The organism is Pseudomonas sp. R43(2017), assembly GCF_002112345.1.
Lineage (GTDB): Bacteria > Pseudomonadota > Gammaproteobacteria > Pseudomonadales > Pseudomonadaceae > Aquipseudomonas > Aquipseudomonas kribbensis.
Genome location: NZ_NEHJ01000001.1, coordinates 682,505 through 701,772, shown reverse-complemented (window position 1 = coordinate 701,772; position 19,268 = coordinate 682,505). Strand labels below are relative to the sequence as shown.

Annotated in this window: 20 protein-coding genes, 1 tRNA gene and 1 pseudogene; 15 read left to right on the top strand and 7 right to left on the bottom strand. The window is 60.7% G+C overall.

The window, feature by feature from the left end; all coding sequences use genetic code 11:
• The first annotated feature begins 10 nt into the window (after positions 1–10).
• From CAG02_RS29950 to CAG02_RS03015, 7 genes and pseudogenes are all read left to right on the top strand, one after another.
• Positions 11–315, top strand: a pseudogene (locus tag CAG02_RS29950) (hypothetical protein).
• Positions 312–998, top strand: coding sequence for a hypothetical protein (locus CAG02_RS03040; protein ID WP_170931567.1), 687 nt, complete (start codon positions 312–314; stop codon positions 996–998). The pseudogene CAG02_RS29950 and the gene CAG02_RS03040 overlap by 4 nt, the downstream one beginning before the upstream one ends.
• 18 nt (positions 999–1,016) lie before the next feature.
• The gene (locus tag CAG02_RS29945) at positions 1,017–2,507 is read left to right on the top strand and encodes a hypothetical protein (RefSeq protein WP_256576878.1); all 1,491 of its coding nucleotides are present in this window, start codon (positions 1,017–1,019) and stop codon (positions 2,505–2,507) included.
• Positions 2,508–2,512: 5 nt separating this feature from the next.
• Positions 2,513–2,863: a hypothetical protein gene (locus CAG02_RS03030; protein WP_085708263.1), complete on the top strand. Its 351-nt coding sequence runs from the start codon at positions 2,513–2,515 to the stop codon at positions 2,861–2,863.
• A gap of 57 nt (positions 2,864–2,920) precedes the next feature.
• On the top strand, positions 2,921–3,469 hold the full coding sequence (locus CAG02_RS03025; protein ID WP_085708262.1) for a glycoside hydrolase family 19 protein: 549 nt from the start codon (positions 2,921–2,923) through the stop codon (positions 3,467–3,469).
• The gene (locus CAG02_RS03020; protein ID WP_085708732.1) at positions 3,469–4,008 is read left to right on the top strand and encodes a lysis system i-spanin subunit Rz; all 540 of its coding nucleotides are present in this window, start codon (positions 3,469–3,471) and stop codon (positions 4,006–4,008) included. Before CAG02_RS03025 ends, CAG02_RS03020 begins: the two co-directional genes overlap by 1 nt.
• A 144-nt stretch (positions 4,009–4,152) precedes the next feature.
• Complete coding sequence (locus CAG02_RS03015; protein WP_085708731.1) at positions 4,153–4,383, top strand: hypothetical protein; 231 nt, start codon at positions 4,153–4,155, stop codon at positions 4,381–4,383.
• Position 4,384: 1 nt separating this feature from the next.
• Here CAG02_RS03015 and CAG02_RS03010 read toward each other — a convergent pair whose 3' ends face one another.
• From CAG02_RS03010 to CAG02_RS03000, 3 genes are all read right to left on the bottom strand, one after another.
• Positions 4,385–5,065 (bottom strand): SOS response-associated peptidase family protein, encoded by a 681-nt coding sequence (locus tag CAG02_RS03010; protein ID WP_085708261.1) that lies wholly within the window; start codon positions 5,063–5,065, stop codon positions 4,385–4,387.
• Between the two features lie 22 nt (positions 5,066–5,087).
• Positions 5,088–5,813 carry a hypothetical protein gene (locus CAG02_RS03005; RefSeq protein WP_085708260.1) on the bottom strand — a complete coding sequence of 242 codons (726 nt, stop codon included), beginning with the start codon at positions 5,811–5,813 and terminating at the stop codon, positions 5,088–5,090.
• A gap of 250 nt (positions 5,814–6,063) precedes the next feature.
• A tRNA-Ser gene (locus CAG02_RS03000) sits at positions 6,064–6,151 on the bottom strand.
• A 122-nt stretch (positions 6,152–6,273) separates the two neighbouring features.
• On the opposite strand from CAG02_RS03000, the gene CAG02_RS02995 reads away from it, so the two are divergent.
• Complete coding sequence (locus CAG02_RS02995; protein ID WP_027613775.1) at positions 6,274–6,945, top strand: Bax inhibitor-1/YccA family protein; 672 nt, start codon at positions 6,274–6,276, stop codon at positions 6,943–6,945.
• Positions 6,946–7,017: 72 nt separating this feature from the next.
• Here the strand turns inward: CAG02_RS02995 and CAG02_RS02990 are convergent, their stop codons facing one another.
• On the bottom strand, positions 7,018–7,344 hold the full coding sequence (locus CAG02_RS02990) for a YceK/YidQ family lipoprotein (RefSeq protein WP_085708259.1): 327 nt from the start codon (positions 7,342–7,344) through the stop codon (positions 7,018–7,020).
• A gap of 39 nt (positions 7,345–7,383) precedes the next feature.
• The gene (locus CAG02_RS02985; RefSeq protein ID WP_085708258.1) at positions 7,384–7,821 is read right to left on the bottom strand and encodes an Lrp/AsnC family transcriptional regulator; all 438 of its coding nucleotides are present in this window, start codon (positions 7,819–7,821) and stop codon (positions 7,384–7,386) included.
• Positions 7,822–7,960: 139 nt separating this feature from the next.
• Here CAG02_RS02985 and CAG02_RS02980 point away from each other — a divergent pair, with 139 nt between their 5' ends.
• On the top strand, positions 7,961–8,854 hold the full coding sequence (locus CAG02_RS02980) for a DMT family transporter (RefSeq protein WP_085708257.1): 894 nt from the start codon (positions 7,961–7,963) through the stop codon (positions 8,852–8,854).
• A 3-nt stretch (positions 8,855–8,857) separates the two neighbouring features.
• On the opposite strand, the gene CAG02_RS02975 is transcribed toward CAG02_RS02980, so the two are convergent.
• Entirely contained in the window at positions 8,858–9,898 is a 1,041-nt protein-coding gene (locus CAG02_RS02975; RefSeq protein WP_170931566.1) for an FUSC family protein, read from the bottom strand.
• A gap of 46 nt (positions 9,899–9,944) precedes the next feature.
• Positions 9,945–11,570 (bottom strand): NADP-dependent glyceraldehyde-3-phosphate dehydrogenase, encoded by a 1,626-nt coding sequence (locus CAG02_RS02970; protein WP_085708255.1) that lies wholly within the window; start codon positions 11,568–11,570, stop codon positions 9,945–9,947.
• A gap of 266 nt (positions 11,571–11,836) precedes the next feature.
• Between CAG02_RS02970 and CAG02_RS02965 the strand changes: the two genes are divergently transcribed.
• The 6 genes from CAG02_RS02965 (at position 11,837) to CAG02_RS02940 (ending at position 19,262) form a co-directional block, all read left to right on the top strand.
• On the top strand, positions 11,837–12,190 hold the full coding sequence (locus CAG02_RS02965; RefSeq protein WP_085708254.1) for a cytochrome c5 family protein: 354 nt from the start codon (positions 11,837–11,839) through the stop codon (positions 12,188–12,190).
• A gap of 76 nt (positions 12,191–12,266) precedes the next feature.
• Positions 12,267–13,595 carry a D-arabinono-1,4-lactone oxidase gene (locus tag CAG02_RS02960; protein WP_170931565.1) on the top strand — a complete coding sequence of 443 codons (1,329 nt, stop codon included), beginning with the start codon at positions 12,267–12,269 and terminating at the stop codon, positions 13,593–13,595.
• 74 nt (positions 13,596–13,669) lie between these two features.
• Positions 13,670–14,878: a DSD1 family PLP-dependent enzyme gene (locus tag CAG02_RS02955; protein ID WP_170931564.1), complete on the top strand. Its 1,209-nt coding sequence runs from the start codon at positions 13,670–13,672 to the stop codon at positions 14,876–14,878.
• Positions 14,879–15,166: 288 nt separating this feature from the next.
• Complete coding sequence (locus tag CAG02_RS02950; RefSeq protein ID WP_085708251.1) at positions 15,167–15,778, top strand: transposase; 612 nt, start codon at positions 15,167–15,169, stop codon at positions 15,776–15,778.
• A 73-nt stretch (positions 15,779–15,851) separates the two neighbouring features.
• Positions 15,852–17,447: a ShlB/FhaC/HecB family hemolysin secretion/activation protein gene (locus tag CAG02_RS02945; RefSeq protein ID WP_085708250.1), complete on the top strand. Its 1,596-nt coding sequence runs from the start codon at positions 15,852–15,854 to the stop codon at positions 17,445–17,447.
• A 15-nt stretch (positions 17,448–17,462) separates the two neighbouring features.
• Positions 17,463–19,262 (top strand): DUF2341 domain-containing protein, encoded by a 1,800-nt coding sequence (locus tag CAG02_RS02940; protein WP_085708249.1) that lies wholly within the window; start codon positions 17,463–17,465, stop codon positions 19,260–19,262.
• Positions 19,263–19,268 lie beyond the last annotated feature (6 nt).

The following is a 19,268-nucleotide window of genomic DNA, read 5'->3' as shown; positions in this document are numbered from 1 at the left end:
GGCTCATGGAATGCGGATTTGGGGCGCCGACGGTGCCCTTCAGATCGATGAGAACTCATTCACCATTCGGGTGGTGCTGTCGACGCTGGTGACTTTCAGTAATGCCGCGAAGACCAACCAGGACTTTTCGGTACCTGGCGTTGGGCCTGGGAACGGCGTGCCATTGTTGTTCCCATCGGACCTTACACCGACCAGCAACAGCAGTTCGAAACCGAGCTCGTCGACAACGTGGCGAGGGTCTATAACCACACGCGGGGGTACGCCAGTACGATCGCGTCAGGGACGATGCGACTGATCGTAATGAGGTTCAACTGATGGCGGGATACGGCCTTCAATTCACAAACAACAGCAACGTGGTCACTATCGACTCGGAGTTTGCCCGGTTGATGGTGATCTCCAGCGGAAGATATGCGCCGACTGAAGAAGCCGGCATGGGCTCAACCACTTATTTCGCAAGGCCGGTAACTTCCCAAGAGCCGCCCTTGGTTTTTGTCCGGCCTGACAACAGCGCCGCGATCGCTGGTTTGAGCAACATGCGGCTGATCGGGTCAGCGGGTAACTGGATTGGTTTTTATGTGAGGACGTACAGCAGCGCCACCGCGCTGCCGAACGGCCGCTATTTCGTCGCTGCGTTCGCGGCTCAAGCCGTTGCGCTTTATGGCATGCGGCTTTGGGATGGCGCCGGCAAAATGCTCTTCGACTCTGGGACGCCGAACGCAACGTTCACTCGCGCATTTCAGAATTGGACCTACATCAAATCAGACATGACGGATCAGGGTCTTTACCGAAACTACTATTCGGTTCCGTTTAGCTTTCCGCAGAACGAATTCATGCTGATCAACAACTTCGGTATGACAATGGTTTCAGGTGGGGTCATACCCAGACAACTTGCCTGCACTTGGGATTTTTCTACCGGTACGCTCTACGCGGTAACCGTTGCAGCCAACAACCCATTCGCATTTTTCCTGCCAGCGCTCTTCGCGAAGCAGGAGGTCTAGACCTATAAGGAATACGCCATGCCCTGGTACAAAGCCGGGACGGTTTCTGTCGTCCAAAATTCCAATGCGGTGATCGGCGCGGGAACCTCGTTCATCGCGAATTCGCGGGTCGGCGATGCGTTTCGTGGCCCCGATGGTGGCTGGTACGAAGTGACCAACATCGCCAGTGACACTGCTCTTTCTATCGCGCCAAATTATCAGGGCTCGACGAACGCCTCAGGGGCGTACGCGCTGGCGCCTATGCAGGGGTACGTCAAAGATTCGGCAGATGCGCTCCGGGCGCTGGTAAACCAATTCGGAGAACAACTGGCTGGCCTGACGGATACCGACGGACTGCCCGAAGGCAGCAGCAACAAGTACTGCACTCGCGCACGGATGATGGCTGAGTTGTTGACCGGGATCAGCTTCGTTGATTCGGCAGTGTTGCCCGCGGACGGACTCCTGGTGGCTCTGGGCAAGCTGCAGGGACAAGTGTCTGCCAAGCTGCCGGCAGCCGGTGGAAAGCTGACCGGAGCCCTCAATCTGGCCGTTCCAGTTTCACTGGCCAGTGCGGCAGTAGTGGCCATTGGCGCTGCTGCCGCAAATACCATCGGAATTACCGGAACTACGGGTATTCAAGGCTTCGATGTCATCGCTGCCGGCGCCCGGCGCACCCTGGTGTTCGCCGCAGCGCTGACGCTAACCCACAACGCGACATCGCTTTTGCTGCCCGGCGCGCAAAATGTGATTACAGCAGCGGGTGACTCGGCTGTTTTCGAGTCTCTGGGGGGCGGTAGCTGGCGCTGCCTCTCCTACTATCGAGCATCGGCCGCCGCGACTGGCGGGGTTGGCCGTGGCTACATCGATGGGCTGGTGATGGAGTTCGTTTCTCTAACATCCATCAAAATCAAGGCTGGTTCGGCATTCGTGCCGGCGCTGGGCCGGAATGTGACGCTCACGGCCGACAAGACCCTTTCGCCCACCCTGTCAGCCTCGGCGTTTCATCATGTCTACCTGTTCGACAATGCTGGCGTGGGGGACATTGAAATTTCCAGCACCGCGCTGCCAGATCCGTATTTCGGCTCTGCCAGTCAGAAAACCGGTGACGCGACTCGCCGATACATCGGTAGCTTTCTCACGGCCAACAACGCCGCAATCTGGAAGTTTCACCATGAGGGGCGGCGGAACTTCATCCGCTACATTGAAAACCTGACGACAGCCCCGTTTTTGGTTCTGACAGGGACGGCCGCCACGACTCCCACGTCGGTCAGCTGCGCTGCTGTTGTAGCTCGATCAGGGCACACGGTGCTGGCCTCGGTTTATGCCGGTACCGGGCTGTACTTCAGTAGCAGCGACAGCCCTACGGCGTTGAGCAGCACGTCATGGGGTGTTGGCTACAGCACCGGACCGACCACTCAATACGACCTTTATTTGAGTCGTGGAGCGGGTGTCGAGCAGCAGTTCCGATACTTCGGCTTGGCGGCGGCTGCTGTGTTCACCCTCGTTCACGGCTACTACTTCGACAGGTGATCAACATGCCCTATGCAATAACCGCCGCCGGATGGCGAGCAATCAACGAAGGAATGGATTTGAACGAAGGGGAGACATATTGCGAGGAAATCCCCCAGGAGCTTCTGGATATCGTGGCGGATGCGTCCGCTCGGGCGGAAAAGGCTTCAGCAGAGGACGCCTGGCGCGATCAAGAGATATCGCTGATCAACAACCAGTTAATGGCGATCGAGGAAGCCGAAGCAACAGGTCAGGATACCGGTACGCTCCCGGGCACTCGCGTGCAATGGCTCGGATATCGAACCGCAGTCCGCAAATGGAAAACCGGCGCCGAGCATTTTCCTGACTCTGGATACCGGCCGATCAGGCCCCAGTAACACCGCAATGACACAGCGCCCGCCACTGAGCGGGTATTTTTTTGTCTGGAGAAACCTATGCCCATCACTCAGCAGCAGTTGCTGCATATCCTCCCGAACGCCGGCGCCAAAGCCGGCGTTTTTGCACCTGCCCTCAACACGGCGATGCAGCGTTACCAGATCGTCGGGACGAAGCGTGTTGCTGCGTTCATCGCCCAGACCGGACACGAATCCGGCCAGTTGCGCTGGGTGCGCGAGATTTGGGGGCCGACAGATGCCCAGCTTGGGTACGAGGGCCGCAAAGACCTGGGCAACACCGTGGCAGGTGATGGCAGGAAGTTTTGCGGCCGGGGCCTGATCCAGATCACCGGCCGGGCGAACTACGCCGAGTGCGGCGAAGCGCTGGGCCTGGACCTGATCAATAAACCTGAGCTGCTGGAGCTGCCGCAGCATGCCGCAATGTCGGCGGCCTGGTGGTGGGCCACGCATGGGCTCAACACGCTGGCCGACGCCGGTGACAACGCGAACATCGGCAGCATCATCAACACCGGCAGGCGCGGGCGCACTCCGAATGGTGCCGCTGAGCGCCAAGCTTTCTATGAGAAGGCATTGCAGGTGCTGGCGTGATTGCTGTGCCGTGGAAGTTGATCGGCGCGCTTGTACTGGTGCTGATCGGCGCAGGCAGCGCCTGGCAGTTCCAGGATTGGCGCTATGGCCGCCAACTTGCCGAGCAGGCCCGACTGCACACCGAAACCCTCAACCAGCTGACCCAGGCCGCCGCGACCGCGCAGCAGGCCGAGCAAGACAAGCGGCTGGCCCTGGAGCAGCGGCTGGCGGCCAGCGATCAAACCCACTTCGAGAAGATGACCCATGCACAAAAAGACCAGGCTCTGCTGCGCGATCGCCTTGCTACCGCTGATTTGCGGTTGTCAGTCCTCCTCGACGCAACCGACGCTGCCAAAGGCTGCCGTGTGCCAGCCACCGCCGGCACCGGCGGCGTGGATCATGCAGCCGTACGCGCCCAACTTGACCCAGCGCATGCTCAACGAATTGTCGCCATCACCGACGAAGGCGACCGGGGACTGATAGCGCTGCAAGCGTGTCAGGCCTATATCCGCACACTGACTGATGGCTCAGCGCCACAGTTGCGACCTGAGCGACCTTGACCCATGATTTAGATTCCTGTTGATGAATCGGTGCGCATGGACAAGCAGCTAGCTGGATATTCGATTGTGTTGACGATCATCTGGGTATCAGCGGTAATCGCTGTGATGTATTGGATGTCGCACTGAAGGTAATGGGTGGCTGGATTGGAAGGTGTGGTGCTTGGCGAGAAGATGCAGCGAGAGGCGGACCGGCTGCTGGCGCAGATTGTCAGAGCAGATTCGATGATTATCGCTGTGAAGGCGGGGGCACGTGCGGATGGCTTCGTGCTGGGATTGGAAACCGGCGGGGCCTTGCGTGCCGGCGACGCGGAAAGGCTGTACATCATTTTTGAGGCGGCGCTGGTGGAGCGCTTGAAAACGCTTTCGCAGTTCTGAATCAAGCTGCCGGTTCAATCAGGCCAGGTCCTTGGTTTCGGACATTTCCCACTGCCCGGTCAACTTTGAACCATTCGAACGCCTCAGCCGGCTCACCCTGGTGCAGTACCATTTGCTCGGCGCGCTCTTTCGGTGTGGTCGGGTCCAACCATTCTCTGGCCAACTCCGGCGAAAGGGCGACCGGCCGCCGGTCATGAATGTCGACCATGCCGCCGGCGCTGTCGGCGGTGATGATGACAAAACCGTCATGCTCGCCCGGGTCATGTTCTTCGTTTGGATACTGACCGATCGCGGCGCAGAGGATTGGCGACTGATCCAGATGCCGGATCAGGTACGGCTGTTTCTTCGGGCCACCCTCGTCAACCCACTCGAACCAGTTGTTGATCGCGATGATTGCCCGGTGGGGCCAGATTGCGCGGAAGAACGGGCCGTGGGCGACTTTCTCCACCCTGGCATTGATCGGCGCGGCGCGATCCTTGGCCCAGTGCGGGCGCCATCCCCAGCGAACCATGTCCGCGTGCAGGAACTGGCCTTCCTGATGGAAAAGGGCAAGCTGGGCGGTCGGCGCGGCGTTGTACCGCTCGAGAGGCTGCTCGCCGGTTGAGTTGATCAAGGCGTTCGGCATGCTGAGCGCTGCCACGAAGTCGTGGATGCCGCTGTACTGGGAGAGTCGTCCGCACATTGTCAGATCCTCGCATGATCTTTCAGCGTAGACCCGCAGGTGCCGGCTTTGTCACAAAACCTTTTCCGGCGCAGGTCTGGCAGTCATCGCGCGCGCCAAATCGATCGAAGCATGCCGGGCAGATGCAGAACGCTGCCGATTCGATGTGAGGCCGCACCTTTTCAAACGCACTCAGATCGCGCTCTTCCTGCGCGACCTGGGCAGCATCCACAAGCGCGCGGTAGGTGTCAGGGTCATCGATGGGCCGGAATTCGACACCTCCGATTACTCGTTCAGTCTCGATCAGTTGATAGCACTGGCCATGCATTTCCAGCGTCAGCCCTGAGATCGTGCCGACATTCCGGGAGATGCCCAGGTTCAGGTGTATCCCTTCCGGGCCTGAATACACTTTCCCGTCATAGGTTCGGGACGCACCACGCGGCTTTTCTGTCGCGAAGTTGAAGATCGAGCGGCTGATCGTAGCCAACAGCTTCCCGTCGTCGACGTGCACAACGTTGTAGGTCGATGCTCCTCGGTATTGGCCTGGCGAGTTCTGCAGCTCTTCAACGGCGTGCCAGTAGGCAGCGTCCGCCATCTCGTTCATGTCGAACTGCTCAAGCTGGTCGATCAGGCCCTCTGCATGTAAGGCCTCGACCATCTCATGGAGTGCTTCCCGGTGTCCTTCGGGGTTTTGCATGCGAAAGTCGTGATCGTCGAGAGTGGCGCGCCATCGCTGGAGCCGAAGAGATTTGGCTTGATCGAAATTCATGGAACGGATCGCTGTACAAATGCTGTATGCATGTACAGTAATCGAGGCGCGTGATGTGGGCGAGTGCGAAGCGACGAGCTGTAGGATTTGGGATTGGTCTTCGTTCGGCAGAACGCCGTGGAGGGGGGCAAAGTGGTTAGTTATGGAACACGTCCAGAATAGTTATGGAACGCTTCCTGAGTGGCGCAGAATTTTCCGAACGCCAGAAACGACAAAGCCCCGAATAATCAGGGCTTTGTCGTATCAAATATGGCGGAGGCGATGGGATTCGAACTCATGGACCTGTTACAGTCGACGGTTTTCAAGACCGTTGCCTTAAACCACTCGGCCACACCTCCGTTGCGTTGCGGGCGCCATAATACCTGAATGAAACACACTGTCAAACTCTGTGCATGGCTTGTTACAGAGCGTCTGTTATGATCTTTGCGACTGAACGTTTCAAACCAACAGGAGTGTCGCCATGCGCGAACAGGATTACGCAGTTCACAACAGCGTGCAGGCTGAGCAGCTAGAGGTTAGCCGCGTCCTGCGCAACACATACGGCTTGCTGGCGCTCACCCTCGCTTTCAGCGGTGTGATGGCTTTCGTGGCCCAGCAGATGCGCGTCGGCTACCCGAATATTTTCGTGGTGCTGATCGGTTTCTACGGCTTGTTCTTCCTCACCAACAAACTCCGTGATTCGGCCTGGGGCCTGGTGTCGGCGTTTGCCCTGACCGGTTTCATGGGTTTCCTGCTCGGCCCGATCCTCAACCGTTACCTGGGCATGCAGGGCGGCGCTGAAGTGGTCAGCTCCGCGTTCGCGATGACTGCACTGGTGTTCGGTGGTCTGTCGGCCTACGTACTGATCACCCGCAAGGACATGAGCTTCCTCGGTGGCTTCATCACCGCAGGTTTCTTCGTGTTGCTGGGTGCAACGCTGGCGAGCATGTTCTTCCAGATCAGCGGCCTGCAACTGGCGATCAGCGCAGGTTTCGTGCTGTTCTCGTCGGTCTGCATCCTGTTCCAGACCAGCGCCATCATCCACGGCGGCGAGCGCAACTACATCATGGCGACCATCAGCCTGTATGTATCGATCTACAACCTGTTCATCAGCCTGTTGCAGATCTTCGGCATCATGAGCCGCGACGACTGATCGCTACACCGCTAAAAACAAGAAACCCGCGAGAGCGGGTTTTTTGTTGTCTGCGAAAAAGAGAGCAGGCGATCAATTGATCACGATGCTGCCATCGGCCTGTTGCTTATAGATCGTGTAGGGCAACAGCAATGTATCGAGCACTCCCGACACGGCCGCATCGACCAGCAGGCCCGGCGTCGCGTTCTTGTAGTTGAACGCATCGACATCATCCGGCTTTTCGGCGTGTAGCAAGCAGAAGTCGTAAGTCACGCCGCTGTAAATGCGTGGTACGGCGCCGCAGTAGGATTTGTTCGCTTTCAACTGCTCAGTGGAGTGCTTGTCACTGAACGCCACGGTCTGCACCGTCCCGCACCCAGCCAGCATCAACACCGCCAGCATCATTGCCTGAATTTTCATGCCGCCAATCCTTCGCCGGAAAAACTCAATCTACGCTGCTCAGGCCATCGGCGGCAATCGTCGTTTGACCGGAGTCTTCTTGACGATCGCGGTGTTGGTCTCGGCCAGCGTATTGAGGCGATCGAGCAAGGTATCCAGCTGCTCCATCGACCGCACATGCAGGCGGACGATGAAACAGTCCTCGCCGGTAACCTTGTCGCACTCGGTGAACTCGGGAATCGACAGGATCTGCCGTTCCACTTCCTGCAACTGCCCCGGTAGCGGTCTTACGCGGACGATGGCCTGCAACTGGTAGCCGAAGCATTTCGGGTCGATCTCCACGGTATAGCCCTTGAGCACGCCGCGCTCTTCCAGTCGGCGCAAGCGCTCGGCCACACTCGGTGAGGACAGCCCGCTGATCTGCGCCAGGGCCTTGAGCGAACGTCGGGAGTCTTCCATCAAGGCTCCGATCAGGATCTGGTCAATATCGTCGGTCATACAAATAACTCCCGCATTAGGCGAATGACGCAAACCACCCTTGATAAAAAAGGCGGAAATCGAGTTTAGCCTGCTTTTTGCGCTGGAGAAGCCCCGGTCTCGCTTGGCATACTTTTGCCACACATTAAGGAGATTGATGATGGACAAAACAATCCGTCGCGGCTCATTCGAAATGACCGCTGCCATGCTGATATCCGGGACGATCGGCTGGTTTGTGCTGGTGTCCGGGCAACCGGTGCTGGACGTGGTGTTCTGGCGCTGCGTATTCGGCGCAGGGACTTTGCTGCTGATTTGCGCCGCTTTCGGTTTCTTGCGCCCGGGTATTCTGACCCGTACCACGTTCCTGCTGGCCGTGCTCAGCGGCATGGCGATTGTCGGCAACTGGGTGCTGTTGTTCGCCTCCTATTCCCGAGCCTCGATCGCCATCGGCACGGCGGTGTACAACGTGCAGCCGTTCATGCTGGTGGGATTGGCGGCGCTGTTTCTGGGCGAGAAGATCACTTTGCAAAAACTGTTCTGGCTGGCGATTTCCTTTATGGGAATGCTGGCCATCGTCAGTGCCCACGGCGGGCAGGGCGAGGGCGGCAATGATTACCTGATGGGCATTGCGCTGGCACTGGGGGCGGCGTTCCTGTACGCAATCGCTGCGCTGATCATCAAGCGCCTGACTGGCACGCCGCCACACCTGATCGCGCTGATCCAGGTCTGCACTGGTGTGTTGCTGCTGGCACCGTTCGCCCACTTGAACGCGCTGCCGCAGGCGCCGAGTGCCTGGGCCAGCCTGGTGACGCTGGGCATCGTCCACACCGGTCTGATGTACGTGTTGCTCTACGGCGCGATCCAGAAACTGCCGACGGCACTGACCGGCGCACTGTCGTTCATTTATCCGATTGCGGCGATTTTTGTCGACTGGTTTGCCTTCGGCCATCAACTGCAGACCCTGCAATGGATCGGCGTAGCGGCAATCCTGCTGGCCGCCGCCGGCATGCAACAGGGCTGGGGTTTCAAGTCGCGACGTCTGGCGGCGCAGTAACCCTCAGATGTTCCAGCGCGGCGCGGTTTTCGCCAGGCGCTGGCGCATCTCGCCGATGTTGGACGCCAGTTGCCGGGTCAGCAGACGGTAACCGTCGAGAGGGCTGTAGAGCGGCGCATCAAGGCTGGCGTTCGGCAATTCCACAGGGCGCCCGAGGCGCTGAGTCGCACCGGTTTTCAAGGCCCGGGCCATGCCGATCAGTTGCACACGGATCTGCCGATGTTCGGCCTTCAACGCCGATTGCAGATGGGCCATCGCTTCAGGGTCGCTGGTGTCCGGCCGGGTATTGCCGAGGATTTCCAGGGTGCTGATGCACATGCGCAGGTTGCGCTGGATCGCGTCCAGTTCGGTCATCGAGACCTTCACTTCCTTGGACACCGACGGCATCAGTGAACGCAGTTGCACCATCACCGTGTTCAACCGGCCCATCAGTTTCAGATGTTCATCGGCCGAAACCGGCTCGCCGCTGATGATCCGCCCGTACACGGTGGCGCAATCGCGTAACGCATCGGCCAGGTTGTAGCGCCACGAATACACCGCGTACAGCGGCAGGGCGAAGGAAAAGGCCAAAGCCAGGGCGATACCGATCAGGATATCGACCCCGCGCCACAGCCCGTCGGTGATCGGGTTGTCGCCATGCCCGGCGACGATAAAAACAGTGATGGCGGAGAGCAGGGCGGTGTAGCCGCCCTTGCCGATTGCGTGATACGAGAAGAATCCGCACACCACCGCCATCGCGAAATAGGTCAGCCATGGCATTCCCAGCCAGGCCTGTTGCGCCACCAGCAACAAACCGACGCCGGCACCGATCAAGGTGCCGGTGGCGCGTTCGGCGGCTTTCTTGCCGATGTTGCCGTGATGCTGCAAACCGCCGATCACCACCAGCATGGTCACCGACGCCCATTCGCCGTGGGGCAGGTTGATGCCGGTGGTCAGCAGGATTGTCGCCAGCAACCCCAGTGCCACCCGCACCGCGTGAATCAACCGCGCATGCCGGTAGCGACGGTACGGGTCCAGCAATGGCCGCAGAATCCGCCGCAACAGCGGCGGCCAGCGGTGGGGGCTGAAAGTGCTCAGCGGTGATTCCTCCTCAGAAGATGTAGTCGGTGGCGATGAAGTTCGAATCGCGCCCGCGAATGATTTCGCTGATCAGGTCCTTGTTGGGTTCCTGGAATTTGGTCGCCACCAGCGTACGGATCGAAAACACCCGCAGCGCATCGTGTACCGACAGCGTGCCCTCGGCGGAGTTCTTGCGCCCGTTGAACGGGTAGGTGTCCGGGCCGCGCTGGCACTGGGCATTGAGGTTGATCCGTCCGACCTGGTTGGCGAAGGTGTCGACCAGACGGCCGACTGCTACCGGGTTGGTGCCGAAGATGCTCAGTTGCTGGCCGAAGTCCGACTCCAGCACGTAGTCGATCACGGTATCGAGGTGACGGTACGGCACGATCGGCACTACCGGGCCGAACTGCTCTTCCTGATACACACGCATCTGCGGCGTCACCGGGTACAGCACCGCCGGATAGAAGAATGATTCCCGCGACTCGCCGCCATTCGGGTTGACCACCTGGGCGCCTTTGCTCTGGGCATCGGCGACCAGACCGTGCAAGTAATCGACCTTGCCCGACTCCGGCAGCGGCGTCAGCGACACGCCGCTGTCCCACGGCATGCCCGGTTTCAGGCTGGCCAGTTTCGCGTTGAATTTCTCGATGAAACTTTCGACCACGTCTTCATGCACGAACAGGATTTTCAACGCAGTGCAACGCTGGCCGTTGAACGACAGGGAGCCAGTGACGGCTTCGCTGACAGCATTGTCCAGATCCACTTCCGGCAGGACGATGCCGGGGTTCTTCGCATCCAGCCCCAGTGCGGCGCGCAAACGGTGTGGTTTCGGGTGCAGTTTTTTCAGGTCGCTGGCGGCCTTGTTGGTGCCGATGAAGGCAAAGATGTCGATCTTGCCGCTGGCCATCAGTGCACTGACGGTCTCGCGGCCGCTGCCGTAGATCACGTTGATCACGCCGGTGGGGAAGCTGTCTCGGAAGGCTTCGAGCAGCGGCCGGATCAGCAGCACCCCGAGCTTGGCCGGTTTGAACACCACGGTGTTGCCCATGATCAGCGCCGGAATCAGCGTGGTGAACGTCTCGTTCAGTGGATAGTTGTAAGGGCCCATGCACAGCGCCACGCCAAGCGGTACGCGACGAATCTGGCCGAGGGTGTCCTGTTCCAGCTCGAAACGGCTGGAGCGGCGGTCGAGTTCTTTCAGTGCGTTGATGGTGTCGACGATGTAGTCGCAGGTGCGGTCGAACTCTTTTTCCGAGTCCTTGAGGTTCTTGCCGATTTCCCACATCAGCAACTTGACCACTGCGTCGCGCTGCTGGCGCATGCGCCCGAGGAAGGCTTCGACGTGCTGGATACGTTCGGCTACGCGCATGGTCGGCCACAGGCCCTGGCCCCGGTCGTAGGCGCGCACGGCGGCGTCGAGGGCAGTGAGGGCAGTGTCGGCGTCCAGCAGCGGCGTGCTGCCGAGGATCACTTGTTCGTCGCCGCTTTCGCCGTGCAGATAGACCGGGCTGCGCACGGTGGCGAGCGGGCCGTCCCAGCGGCGCAACTGGCCATCGACCAGGTATTCGCGTTGTTCGACCTGACCGTCGAGGCGGTATTTTTCCGGGAGGTCGCTGACAGAAGGGAACAGATTGCCAAGGATGTTTGCTGTGGTCATGTCGCTACCCTGCTTGCCAATTGAAAAGTCTGTACAGGTTATACGCCTGAACGCGCTGCAATTTAAACCCGCAAATGTCACGCGAATGTCACGCAAAGGCGCAGGGCAGAGGGCTCAGCAAAATTGCCATCGTTTAGCCGATGCCGAGAAGCATCCCGACTGTCCCCGTTTGCCCCCTTCACTGGCCCGCATTGCCCTCAACCCGACGCCGTCGCTGCCTTAAGGTGTGATCACAACAATAAGTGGCACCCCACGCGAGGATCGTTATGCGGGCATCCCGAATCATATTGCCGCTGATGCTGGTCGCTGCACTGGCCGGCTGCGGCGAAGACCCCAAACCCCCGGCCAGCACTGGCAACGCCATGCCCAAAGACCCGGCGCTGGCGCAGATCTACGCCAACAGCTGCCAGCTCTGCCACGCCAATCCCGCCGCGAATGCACCGCTGACCGGTGACCGCAAGGCCTGGGAGCCGCGCATCCAGCAGGGCGCCGACACGCTGCTCGACCACGCCATCAATGGCTATAACGGTATGCCGCCGATGGGCCAGTGCGTCGAGTGCTCGGAAGAACAATTCCTCCAGTTGATCGGCTTCATGGCCGATCAGCCGCTGCCACAATAAGGGTGCGCGCATGACGATGGATCTGACTCGACGTCAGCTGTTGCAACGGGCAAGCATTGTCGGCGCGTTCAGTGCGCTGGCGACGAATCCGGCCTTGGGCCAATTGATGCGCGCACCCCGGTTGATCCCGTGGCGCAACTGGTCGGGCGGCCAGAGTTGCCTGCCGGCGGCGCGAGTGGCGCCGAAGAACCTGGATGAACTTACGGCAGTGATTCAGCAGGCACCGGGCAAGATCCGTCCGGTCGGCTCGGCGCATTCCTTCAGCGCCTTGGTGCCCACCGACGGCACGTTGCTGTCGCTGAGCTACTTCAATGGCCTGCTCGATCACGACCCGAAAACCCTGCAAGCCGAATTCGCCGCCGGCACACCGATGTCGCGCATGGGCACACCGCTCAAGGACGTCGGCCAGGCCCTGCAAAACATGGCCGACATCGACTACCAAACCCTCGCCGGAGCGATTTCCACATCCACCCACGGCACCGGCAAAACTTTCCAGTCCTATTCCGCCCACGTCTGCGGCATGCAACTGGTGACCGCCAGCGGCGAGGTGCTGGACTGTGACAGCCAGCGTCATCCCGAGGTGTTCAACGCCGCCCGGGTGTCCCTCGGCGCGCTGGGCGTGGCGACCAAAATCCGCCTGCAAAATCGTCCGGCCTATCGCCTGCGCGAACGCCAATGGATCGCCAAGACCGAAGAATTGCTGGAAGACATCGACAAGAACACGAGCGAAAACCAGCACTGGGAAATGCTCGTCGTCACCCATTCCGACTACGCCTTGTCCATCGCCCTCAACGAAACCACCGACCCGGCCACGCCGCCGATCCCGCCCGAAGAGGAGGGCGGCAACGAGTTCGTGACCCTGATCGAGAAGATCGACAAGTACGGCAGCGACTTCCCGGGCCTGCGCAGTTCGCTGCTCAACAGCCTGCGGCATCTGGCGAGTTTCGAGGATCGGGTCGGCGACTCGTTCGACATCTACGCCAACGTGCGCACCGTGCGTTTCAACGAAATGGAATATTCGGTGCCCGCCGAACATGGCCCGGCGTGCCTGCGCGAGATTCTCAAGCTGATCCGCGACAAGGACCTGCGTACCTGGTTTCCCATCGAGTATCGCTACGTCAAGGCCGACGACATTCCTTTGAGCATGTTCGAAGGTCGCGACAGCTGTTCGATCTCGGTCCACCAGCATTATCAGATGGATCATCACAACTTCTTCGCCGCCGTCGAGCCGATCTTCTGGAAGTACAACGGCCGCCCGCACTGGGGCAAATTGCACACGCTCAACGCCCGGACCTTGCAGACGTTGTACCCGCGCTGGCAGGAATTCATTCAGGTGCGCCAGGCGCTGGACCCGAGCGGCAAGTTTCTCAACGGGCATCTGTCGTCGATTCTGGGGGTGAGCTGATGGCGGTCAATCGACGTAATTTCGTGCTCGGCACTTTGGGTGTCGGCGCTTTGCTGGTAGGCGTTGGCGCATGGCTGCGGCCGGGGGATCGCGGCGGGCCCTACAGTGAATATTTCCGGGCGCTGAACAACGAGCTCAAGACCAAAGGCCCGATGCGCCCGGTGTTGTTGATTGATCTGGATCGCCTCGACCACAACATCGACGTGGTGATGGGGTCGGTGAAACGCAGCGGCAAACACCTGCGCCTGGTGGAGAAATCGCTGCCGTCGCCGGGGCTGCTCAGCTACATCGGCCAGCGGGCCGGGACGCAACGGTTGATGTCGTTTCATCAGCCGTTTCTCAATCACGATGCACAGGTCTATCCGCAGTCCGACATCCTGCTCGGCAAGCCGTTGCCGGTCCGTTCTGCCGAGCTGTTCTACCAGACCCACAAAGGCCCGTTCGACCCGGCGAAACAGCTGCAATGGCTGATCGACAACCCCGAGCGCCTGCAGCAATACCTCGCGCTGGCCCAAGGGCTGGGCACCCGGATGCGGATCAACATTGAACTGGACGTCGGCCTGCACCGGGGTGGCGTCAGTGACGTGAACGTGCTCGGGCAGATGCTCGCGCTGATCGCCGCCAACCCGCAGCATCTGGAATTCGCGGGGTTCATGGGCTACGACCCGTTCGTGGGCATGGGCGTGCCGGGGATTCTCGGTTCACCCGAGGAGTTGTTCGCCAAAGTGATGGTGATTTATCAGCGCTGCGTCGACTTCACCCGGCAGCAATACCCGGCGCTGTGGCATGACGGCTTGTGCCTGAACACCGCTGGCAGCCCGAGTTATCGCATGCATGAAAACGAAAGCCTGAGCAGCGAAGTGTCGGTGGGCACGGCGATGCTCAAGCCGACGCACTACGATCTGCCGTCGCTGGTAGAGCATGTGCCTGCCACGTACATCGCCACCCCGGTGTTGAAAAGCACGGGGGCGGTGAACATCCCGGCGCTGGATGACAAGTCGAAACTGTTTTCGTGGTGGGACGCCAACCAGCGCCAGACCTTCTTCATCTACGGCGGCAACTGGATGGCCGAATTCGAATCGCCGCCTGGATTGCAGAGCAATGGTGTGTATGGCCGTAGCTCGAATCAGGAGATGGTCAATGGCTCGAATGCCGTGGGGCTGACGGTGGAGGATCAAGTCTTTCTGCGGCCGACCCAGACCGAAGCGGTGTTGCTGCAATTCGGTGACTTGCTGGCGGTACGTGGCGGCAAGATCGTCGATACCTGGCCCGTTTACACCTGACTCAAAACCAACACGAATCCCCCCTGTGGGAGCGAGCTTGCTCCGGGCGGCGTTCCGACGAATGCGGTGTGTCAGCCAAATAGAAGGTGACTGACAGGACGCCTTCGCGAGCAAGCTCGCTCCCACAGTGTTTTGTGGTGCCCGATCGATCTCACTCCAATTCTGTAATGAAGCTTTTATGACAAAAGTTCGGTAGCACATCGCCAGTCCGGTCATGCCTATGTAACGCGCTTGAGGGGCCCTTTGGGCGCTTTTCACAAGCCGAGGCGGGACGCCGGGAGTGAGGCAATGGGGACTATGGAACGCTACTCGAAAGTGGGCATGCAGGAACTCGATCAACGCCTGTCGAAGATCGTCGAAGCCGCGCGCAAGAAGCCGGTTTCGGTGTATCGCTACGGCGCGCCGTGGGTCTGGATCGTGTCGCAGGATGACTGGCAGGGCGCCTTGAAAGAGGTTTCCAGCTACATTCCGCCGGGTCATTCGCTGGTGCTGCTGCGCCCGCAGATCGACGACCTGTTCGACGCCCACGCCGAACTCCTGCACGAGCTCAACGCCCAGCCCGGCATGCTGATCCCGGCGCAAACGGTCATGCATATCCTGCTCCTGCAACTGTTGTATTCGGTGCCGAGCGAGCAGCAGCTGTTCGAGCAACTCAATTACAACCTGCTGTTCCGCTGGTTCGTCGGCCTGGGCCTGAACCAGAAAGTCTGGAGCTACAACGTCCTCAGTCGCGACATCGCCACGCTGCTCAACGAGCCCCGTGCGGTGCTGCTCATTCAGAAAATCATTGGCGAAGTGTTCTGCGGTGCCTTGCTGCAAATGCCCGAGTTCTCCTTGAACTTCGCGCTGCTGCACACCTGGCTCGGCAAGCACGCCTGCGCCCCGCACGTCAGCAACTGACGGCGGCCAGCAACCGACGCAATACACAGGGCGCCGAGACGCCAACAGGTCATCGCGAATTTCAGGGGGTAGTGTGGAGCAGATTTTCACGTCACGGCTGGCGCTGTGGGGCTGGCTGCTGGTGACGGCCGGCGCGCAGCCGGCGTTCGCCGAGGAGGCCGCAAACGCAGGTGCGCAGCGTCTGGTGGACGTCAACGAATACTTCGTGCGCGGCAACACCGTGCTCGATGCCCGGGCCATCGAGGAAGCGGTGTACCCGTTCCTCGGCCCGCAAAAAGCCCTGAGCGACATCGAAGGCGCGCGGGATGCCTTGCAGAAGGTCTATCAGGAACGCGGCTATCAATCGGTGTTCGTCGAACTGCCGGAGCAGGCAGTGGCCGACGGCATCGTCTACCTGCAAGTCAGCGAAACCAAAGTCGGCCGGGTGCGGGTGGTCGGCGCCCAACACTATTCGCCGCTGGACATTCGCGACAACGTTCCGGCGCTGAAGGAAGGCGAAGTACCGGACTTCGCCAAGGTCCAGGGCGAACTGGCGCAACTCAACAAGACCCCGGGCCGGCAGGTGATGCCGCTGGTGCGCGAAGGTCAGCGCCCCGGCACCATGGACGTCGATCTGCAAGTCGAAGACCAGAACCCGTGGACCGCCAGCGTCGGCCTCAACAACGACTACAGCGCCGACACCGAAAAACTGCGTGCCGTCACCAGCCTCGGCTACAACAACCTCTGGCAACTCGGTCACAGCATCAACCTGACCTACTTCACCGCACCGCAGGACACCGACAACGCCAAGGTCTGGTCCGGCTCCTACACTGCGCCGCTGACCGACCGCTGGAGCGTGCAGTTCTCCGGTTACCAGTCCGACAGCAACGTTGCCACCATCGGCGGCAGCAACGTGCTCGGCAAGGGCCATTCCTACGGTGTGTCGGCGATCTACACCATTCCGTCCAGCGGCAGTTGGTCGAACTCGCTGTCGGCCGGCATCGACTTCAAGGACTTCGACGAACGCCTGACCCTGTCCGGCGAGAGCGACAAGGTGCCGCTGAAATACGCGCCGTTCACCTTCGCCTACAACGGCTATCGCTACAGCGAAAAAAGTCAGCTCGGCCTCGGCCTGAGCCTCGTTGCGGCTACCCGCAGCATTTTCGGCTACGGCAGCTCCGACGAAGAATTCGACTACAAGCGCTACCGCGCCAAGCCGAGTTTCGCCGTGCTCAAGGGCGACACCAGTTTCACCTGGACCTTCGACAACGACTGGCAGAGCGCGAGCAAAGCCGCGTTCCAGCTGGCGTCGGGGCCACTGGTTTCCAACGAACAATTCTCTGCCGGCGGCGCGACCTCGGTTCGCGGCTATCTGGCCGCCGAACGCACCGGCGATGACGGCGTATTGCTCAGCCAGGAAGTCCGCACACCGTCGCTGGCCAAGTATGCCGGCACCTGGATGCAGGACTGGCGCTTCTACGCCTTCGCCGAAGGCGCGCAACTGTACCTGCGCGACGAACTGCCGGACCAGGACGCCAGTTACGCCCTGGCCAGTGTCGGCCTCGGCACCCGCGCCAGCCTGAGCAAATGGCTGTCCGGCAGCGTCGACTGGGGCTACCCGCTACTCGAAGGGCCGAACACCTCGAAACAGGAATCGCGCCTGCACTTCAACCTACAGGCCACTTTCTAACAAGGAGCACTTTCCATGCAGCGCCTATTCCTTTCGTTGTTGATCTGCCTGGGCTTCGTGCTCCCGGCCACGGCTCAGGCCTGGTGGCAGGACGACTGGCATTACCGCAAACAGATCGCCGTCGACACCACGCCTCAGGGAGCAGGGATCAATCAGGTCTTGGGCCGCACCGCGCTGCTGGTGCGCCTGCACACCGGCAACTTCACCTTTGACGGCGTGAAAGAGGACGGCTCGGACCTGCGCTTTGTCGCAGCCGATGACAAGACCGTGCTCAACCACCAGATCGAAAGTTTCGACGCGCTGATGGGCATGGCGCTGATCTGGGTCGATGTGCCGAATGTCGAGGGCGGTCAGCGCCAGGACATCTGGATGTACTACGGCAACCAGAAAGCCCCGGCCACCGGTAACGGCCAACTGACCTTCGATCCGAATTACACCGCGCTCTATCACTTCGACGGCGCCACCGGCACCCCGGCCAAAGACACCACCGCCTACGGCAACACCGCGCAGAGCGCCACCGGCGCCGCGATTGACGGCGTAGTAGGGCGGGCCTTGCAGTTCAGCGGTCAGCCATTGCTGCTGCCGGCCAGTCCGTCGTTGCAGCACAACGCTGGCAGCGCCTTCACCTTCAGTGCCTGGCTGCGACTGGATCAGGCCAACGGCGAACAACTGATCCTCGCTCGCCGCGAAGGCACCAACAGCCTGCTGGTCGGTGTGAATCAGGGCGTGCCATTCGTGGAAATCGACGGCCAGCGCGCCGTGGCCACGCAACCGCTGAATCCGGGTCAATGGCAACACGTTGCCCTGACCGCTGAAGGTTCGAAAGTGACGCTGTACATCAACGGTCGCGAAAGCGCAGCGCTGGCTCAAGCGATGCCGGCGTTCAACTCGGTCATGGCCATCGGTGCCGACCTGCACGAAGGTCCTTTCCAGCCGTTCGTAGGCGCCATCGACGAACTGCGCCTGTCGAAAGTTGCCCGCCCGGCACCGCTGTTGCTGGCCGACGCCACTTCCCAGGGCGCCGAGTCGAAACTGGTGGCTTACGGCGTCGATGAAGAACAGTCCGGTTTCGGTTTCGGCAGCCTCGGTTTCCTGCTCAACGCGGTGCCGGTAGACGCCTGGGTGATCATCGCGGTGCTGGTGCTGATGATGTTCCAGTCGTGGATCATCATGCTGCGCAAGAACCGCACCCTGAGCCGCGTCACCGCCGCCAACGAAGACTTCCGCGTGCAATTCGCCAAGGTCGGCACTCGCTTGGAGATGTTTGCCGACGACGCGCAACTCGCCCAGCGTCTGCAGCACTCGCCGTTGTGGCGCCTGTACCAGGTGGCGGTGAAAGAGATCCGCACCCGCCGCGAGCAGGGCGCCGATACCTCGTCGGTTTCCGCCGCGACCATCGAAGCCATCCGCTGCTCCATGGACGGCGTGCGCACCCGGGAAAACCAGCAACTCAGCTCGAAACTCTCGACCCTGTCCAACGCCATCGCCGGTGGCCCGTATATCGGCCTGCTCGGCACCGTGTTGGGGATCATGGTGGTGTTCCTCGGCACGGCGATGGCCGGCGACGTGAACATCAACGCCATTGCGCCGGGTATGGCGGCCGCGTTGCTCGCCACGGCCATGGGCCTGTTCGTCGCGATCCCGGCGCTGTTCGGCTACAACCGCCTGATCACCCGCAACAAGGAAGTCAGCGCCGACATGCGCGTGTTCGTCGACGAGTTCATCACCCGTCTGGCGGAGATGCACGGCGAAGGCCAGTCCAGTGAAGCGGCGCACCAGCGCGGCCATCACGCCAACCACTCCGTACCGGCCTGAGGAGCA

Excerpts from the sequence above, each read along its gene's own strand:
- CAG02_RS29945 (WP_256576878.1), top strand. The coding sequence starts at position 1,017 with ATGCCCTGGTACAAAGCCGGGACGGTTTCTGTCGTCCAAAATTCCAAT.
- CAG02_RS03030 (WP_085708263.1), top strand. The coding sequence starts at position 2,513 with ATGCCCTATGCAATAACCGCCGCCGGATGGCGAGCAATCAACGAAGGA.
- CAG02_RS03025 (WP_085708262.1), top strand. The coding sequence starts at position 2,921 with ATGCCCATCACTCAGCAGCAGTTGCTGCATATCCTCCCGAACGCCGGC.
- CAG02_RS03010 (WP_085708261.1), bottom strand. The coding sequence starts at position 5,065 with ATGTGCGGACGACTCTCCCAGTACAGCGGCATCCACGACTTCGTGGCA.
- CAG02_RS03005 (WP_085708260.1), bottom strand. The coding sequence starts at position 5,813 with ATGAATTTCGATCAAGCCAAATCTCTTCGGCTCCAGCGATGGCGCGCC.
- CAG02_RS02995 (WP_027613775.1), top strand. The coding sequence starts at position 6,274 with ATGCGCGAACAGGATTACGCAGTTCACAACAGCGTGCAGGCTGAGCAG.
- CAG02_RS02990 (WP_085708259.1), bottom strand. The coding sequence starts at position 7,344 with ATGAAAATTCAGGCAATGATGCTGGCGGTGTTGATGCTGGCTGGGTGC.
- CAG02_RS02985 (WP_085708258.1), bottom strand. The coding sequence starts at position 7,821 with ATGACCGACGATATTGACCAGATCCTGATCGGAGCCTTGATGGAAGAC.
- CAG02_RS02980 (WP_085708257.1), top strand. The coding sequence starts at position 7,961 with ATGGACAAAACAATCCGTCGCGGCTCATTCGAAATGACCGCTGCCATG.
- CAG02_RS02970 (WP_085708255.1), bottom strand. The coding sequence starts at position 11,570 with ATGACCACAGCAAACATCCTTGGCAATCTGTTCCCTTCTGTCAGCGAC.
- CAG02_RS02965 (WP_085708254.1), top strand. The coding sequence starts at position 11,837 with ATGCGGGCATCCCGAATCATATTGCCGCTGATGCTGGTCGCTGCACTG.
- CAG02_RS02950 (WP_085708251.1), top strand. The coding sequence starts at position 15,167 with ATGGGGACTATGGAACGCTACTCGAAAGTGGGCATGCAGGAACTCGAT.
- CAG02_RS02940 (WP_085708249.1), top strand. The coding sequence starts at position 17,463 with ATGCAGCGCCTATTCCTTTCGTTGTTGATCTGCCTGGGCTTCGTGCTC.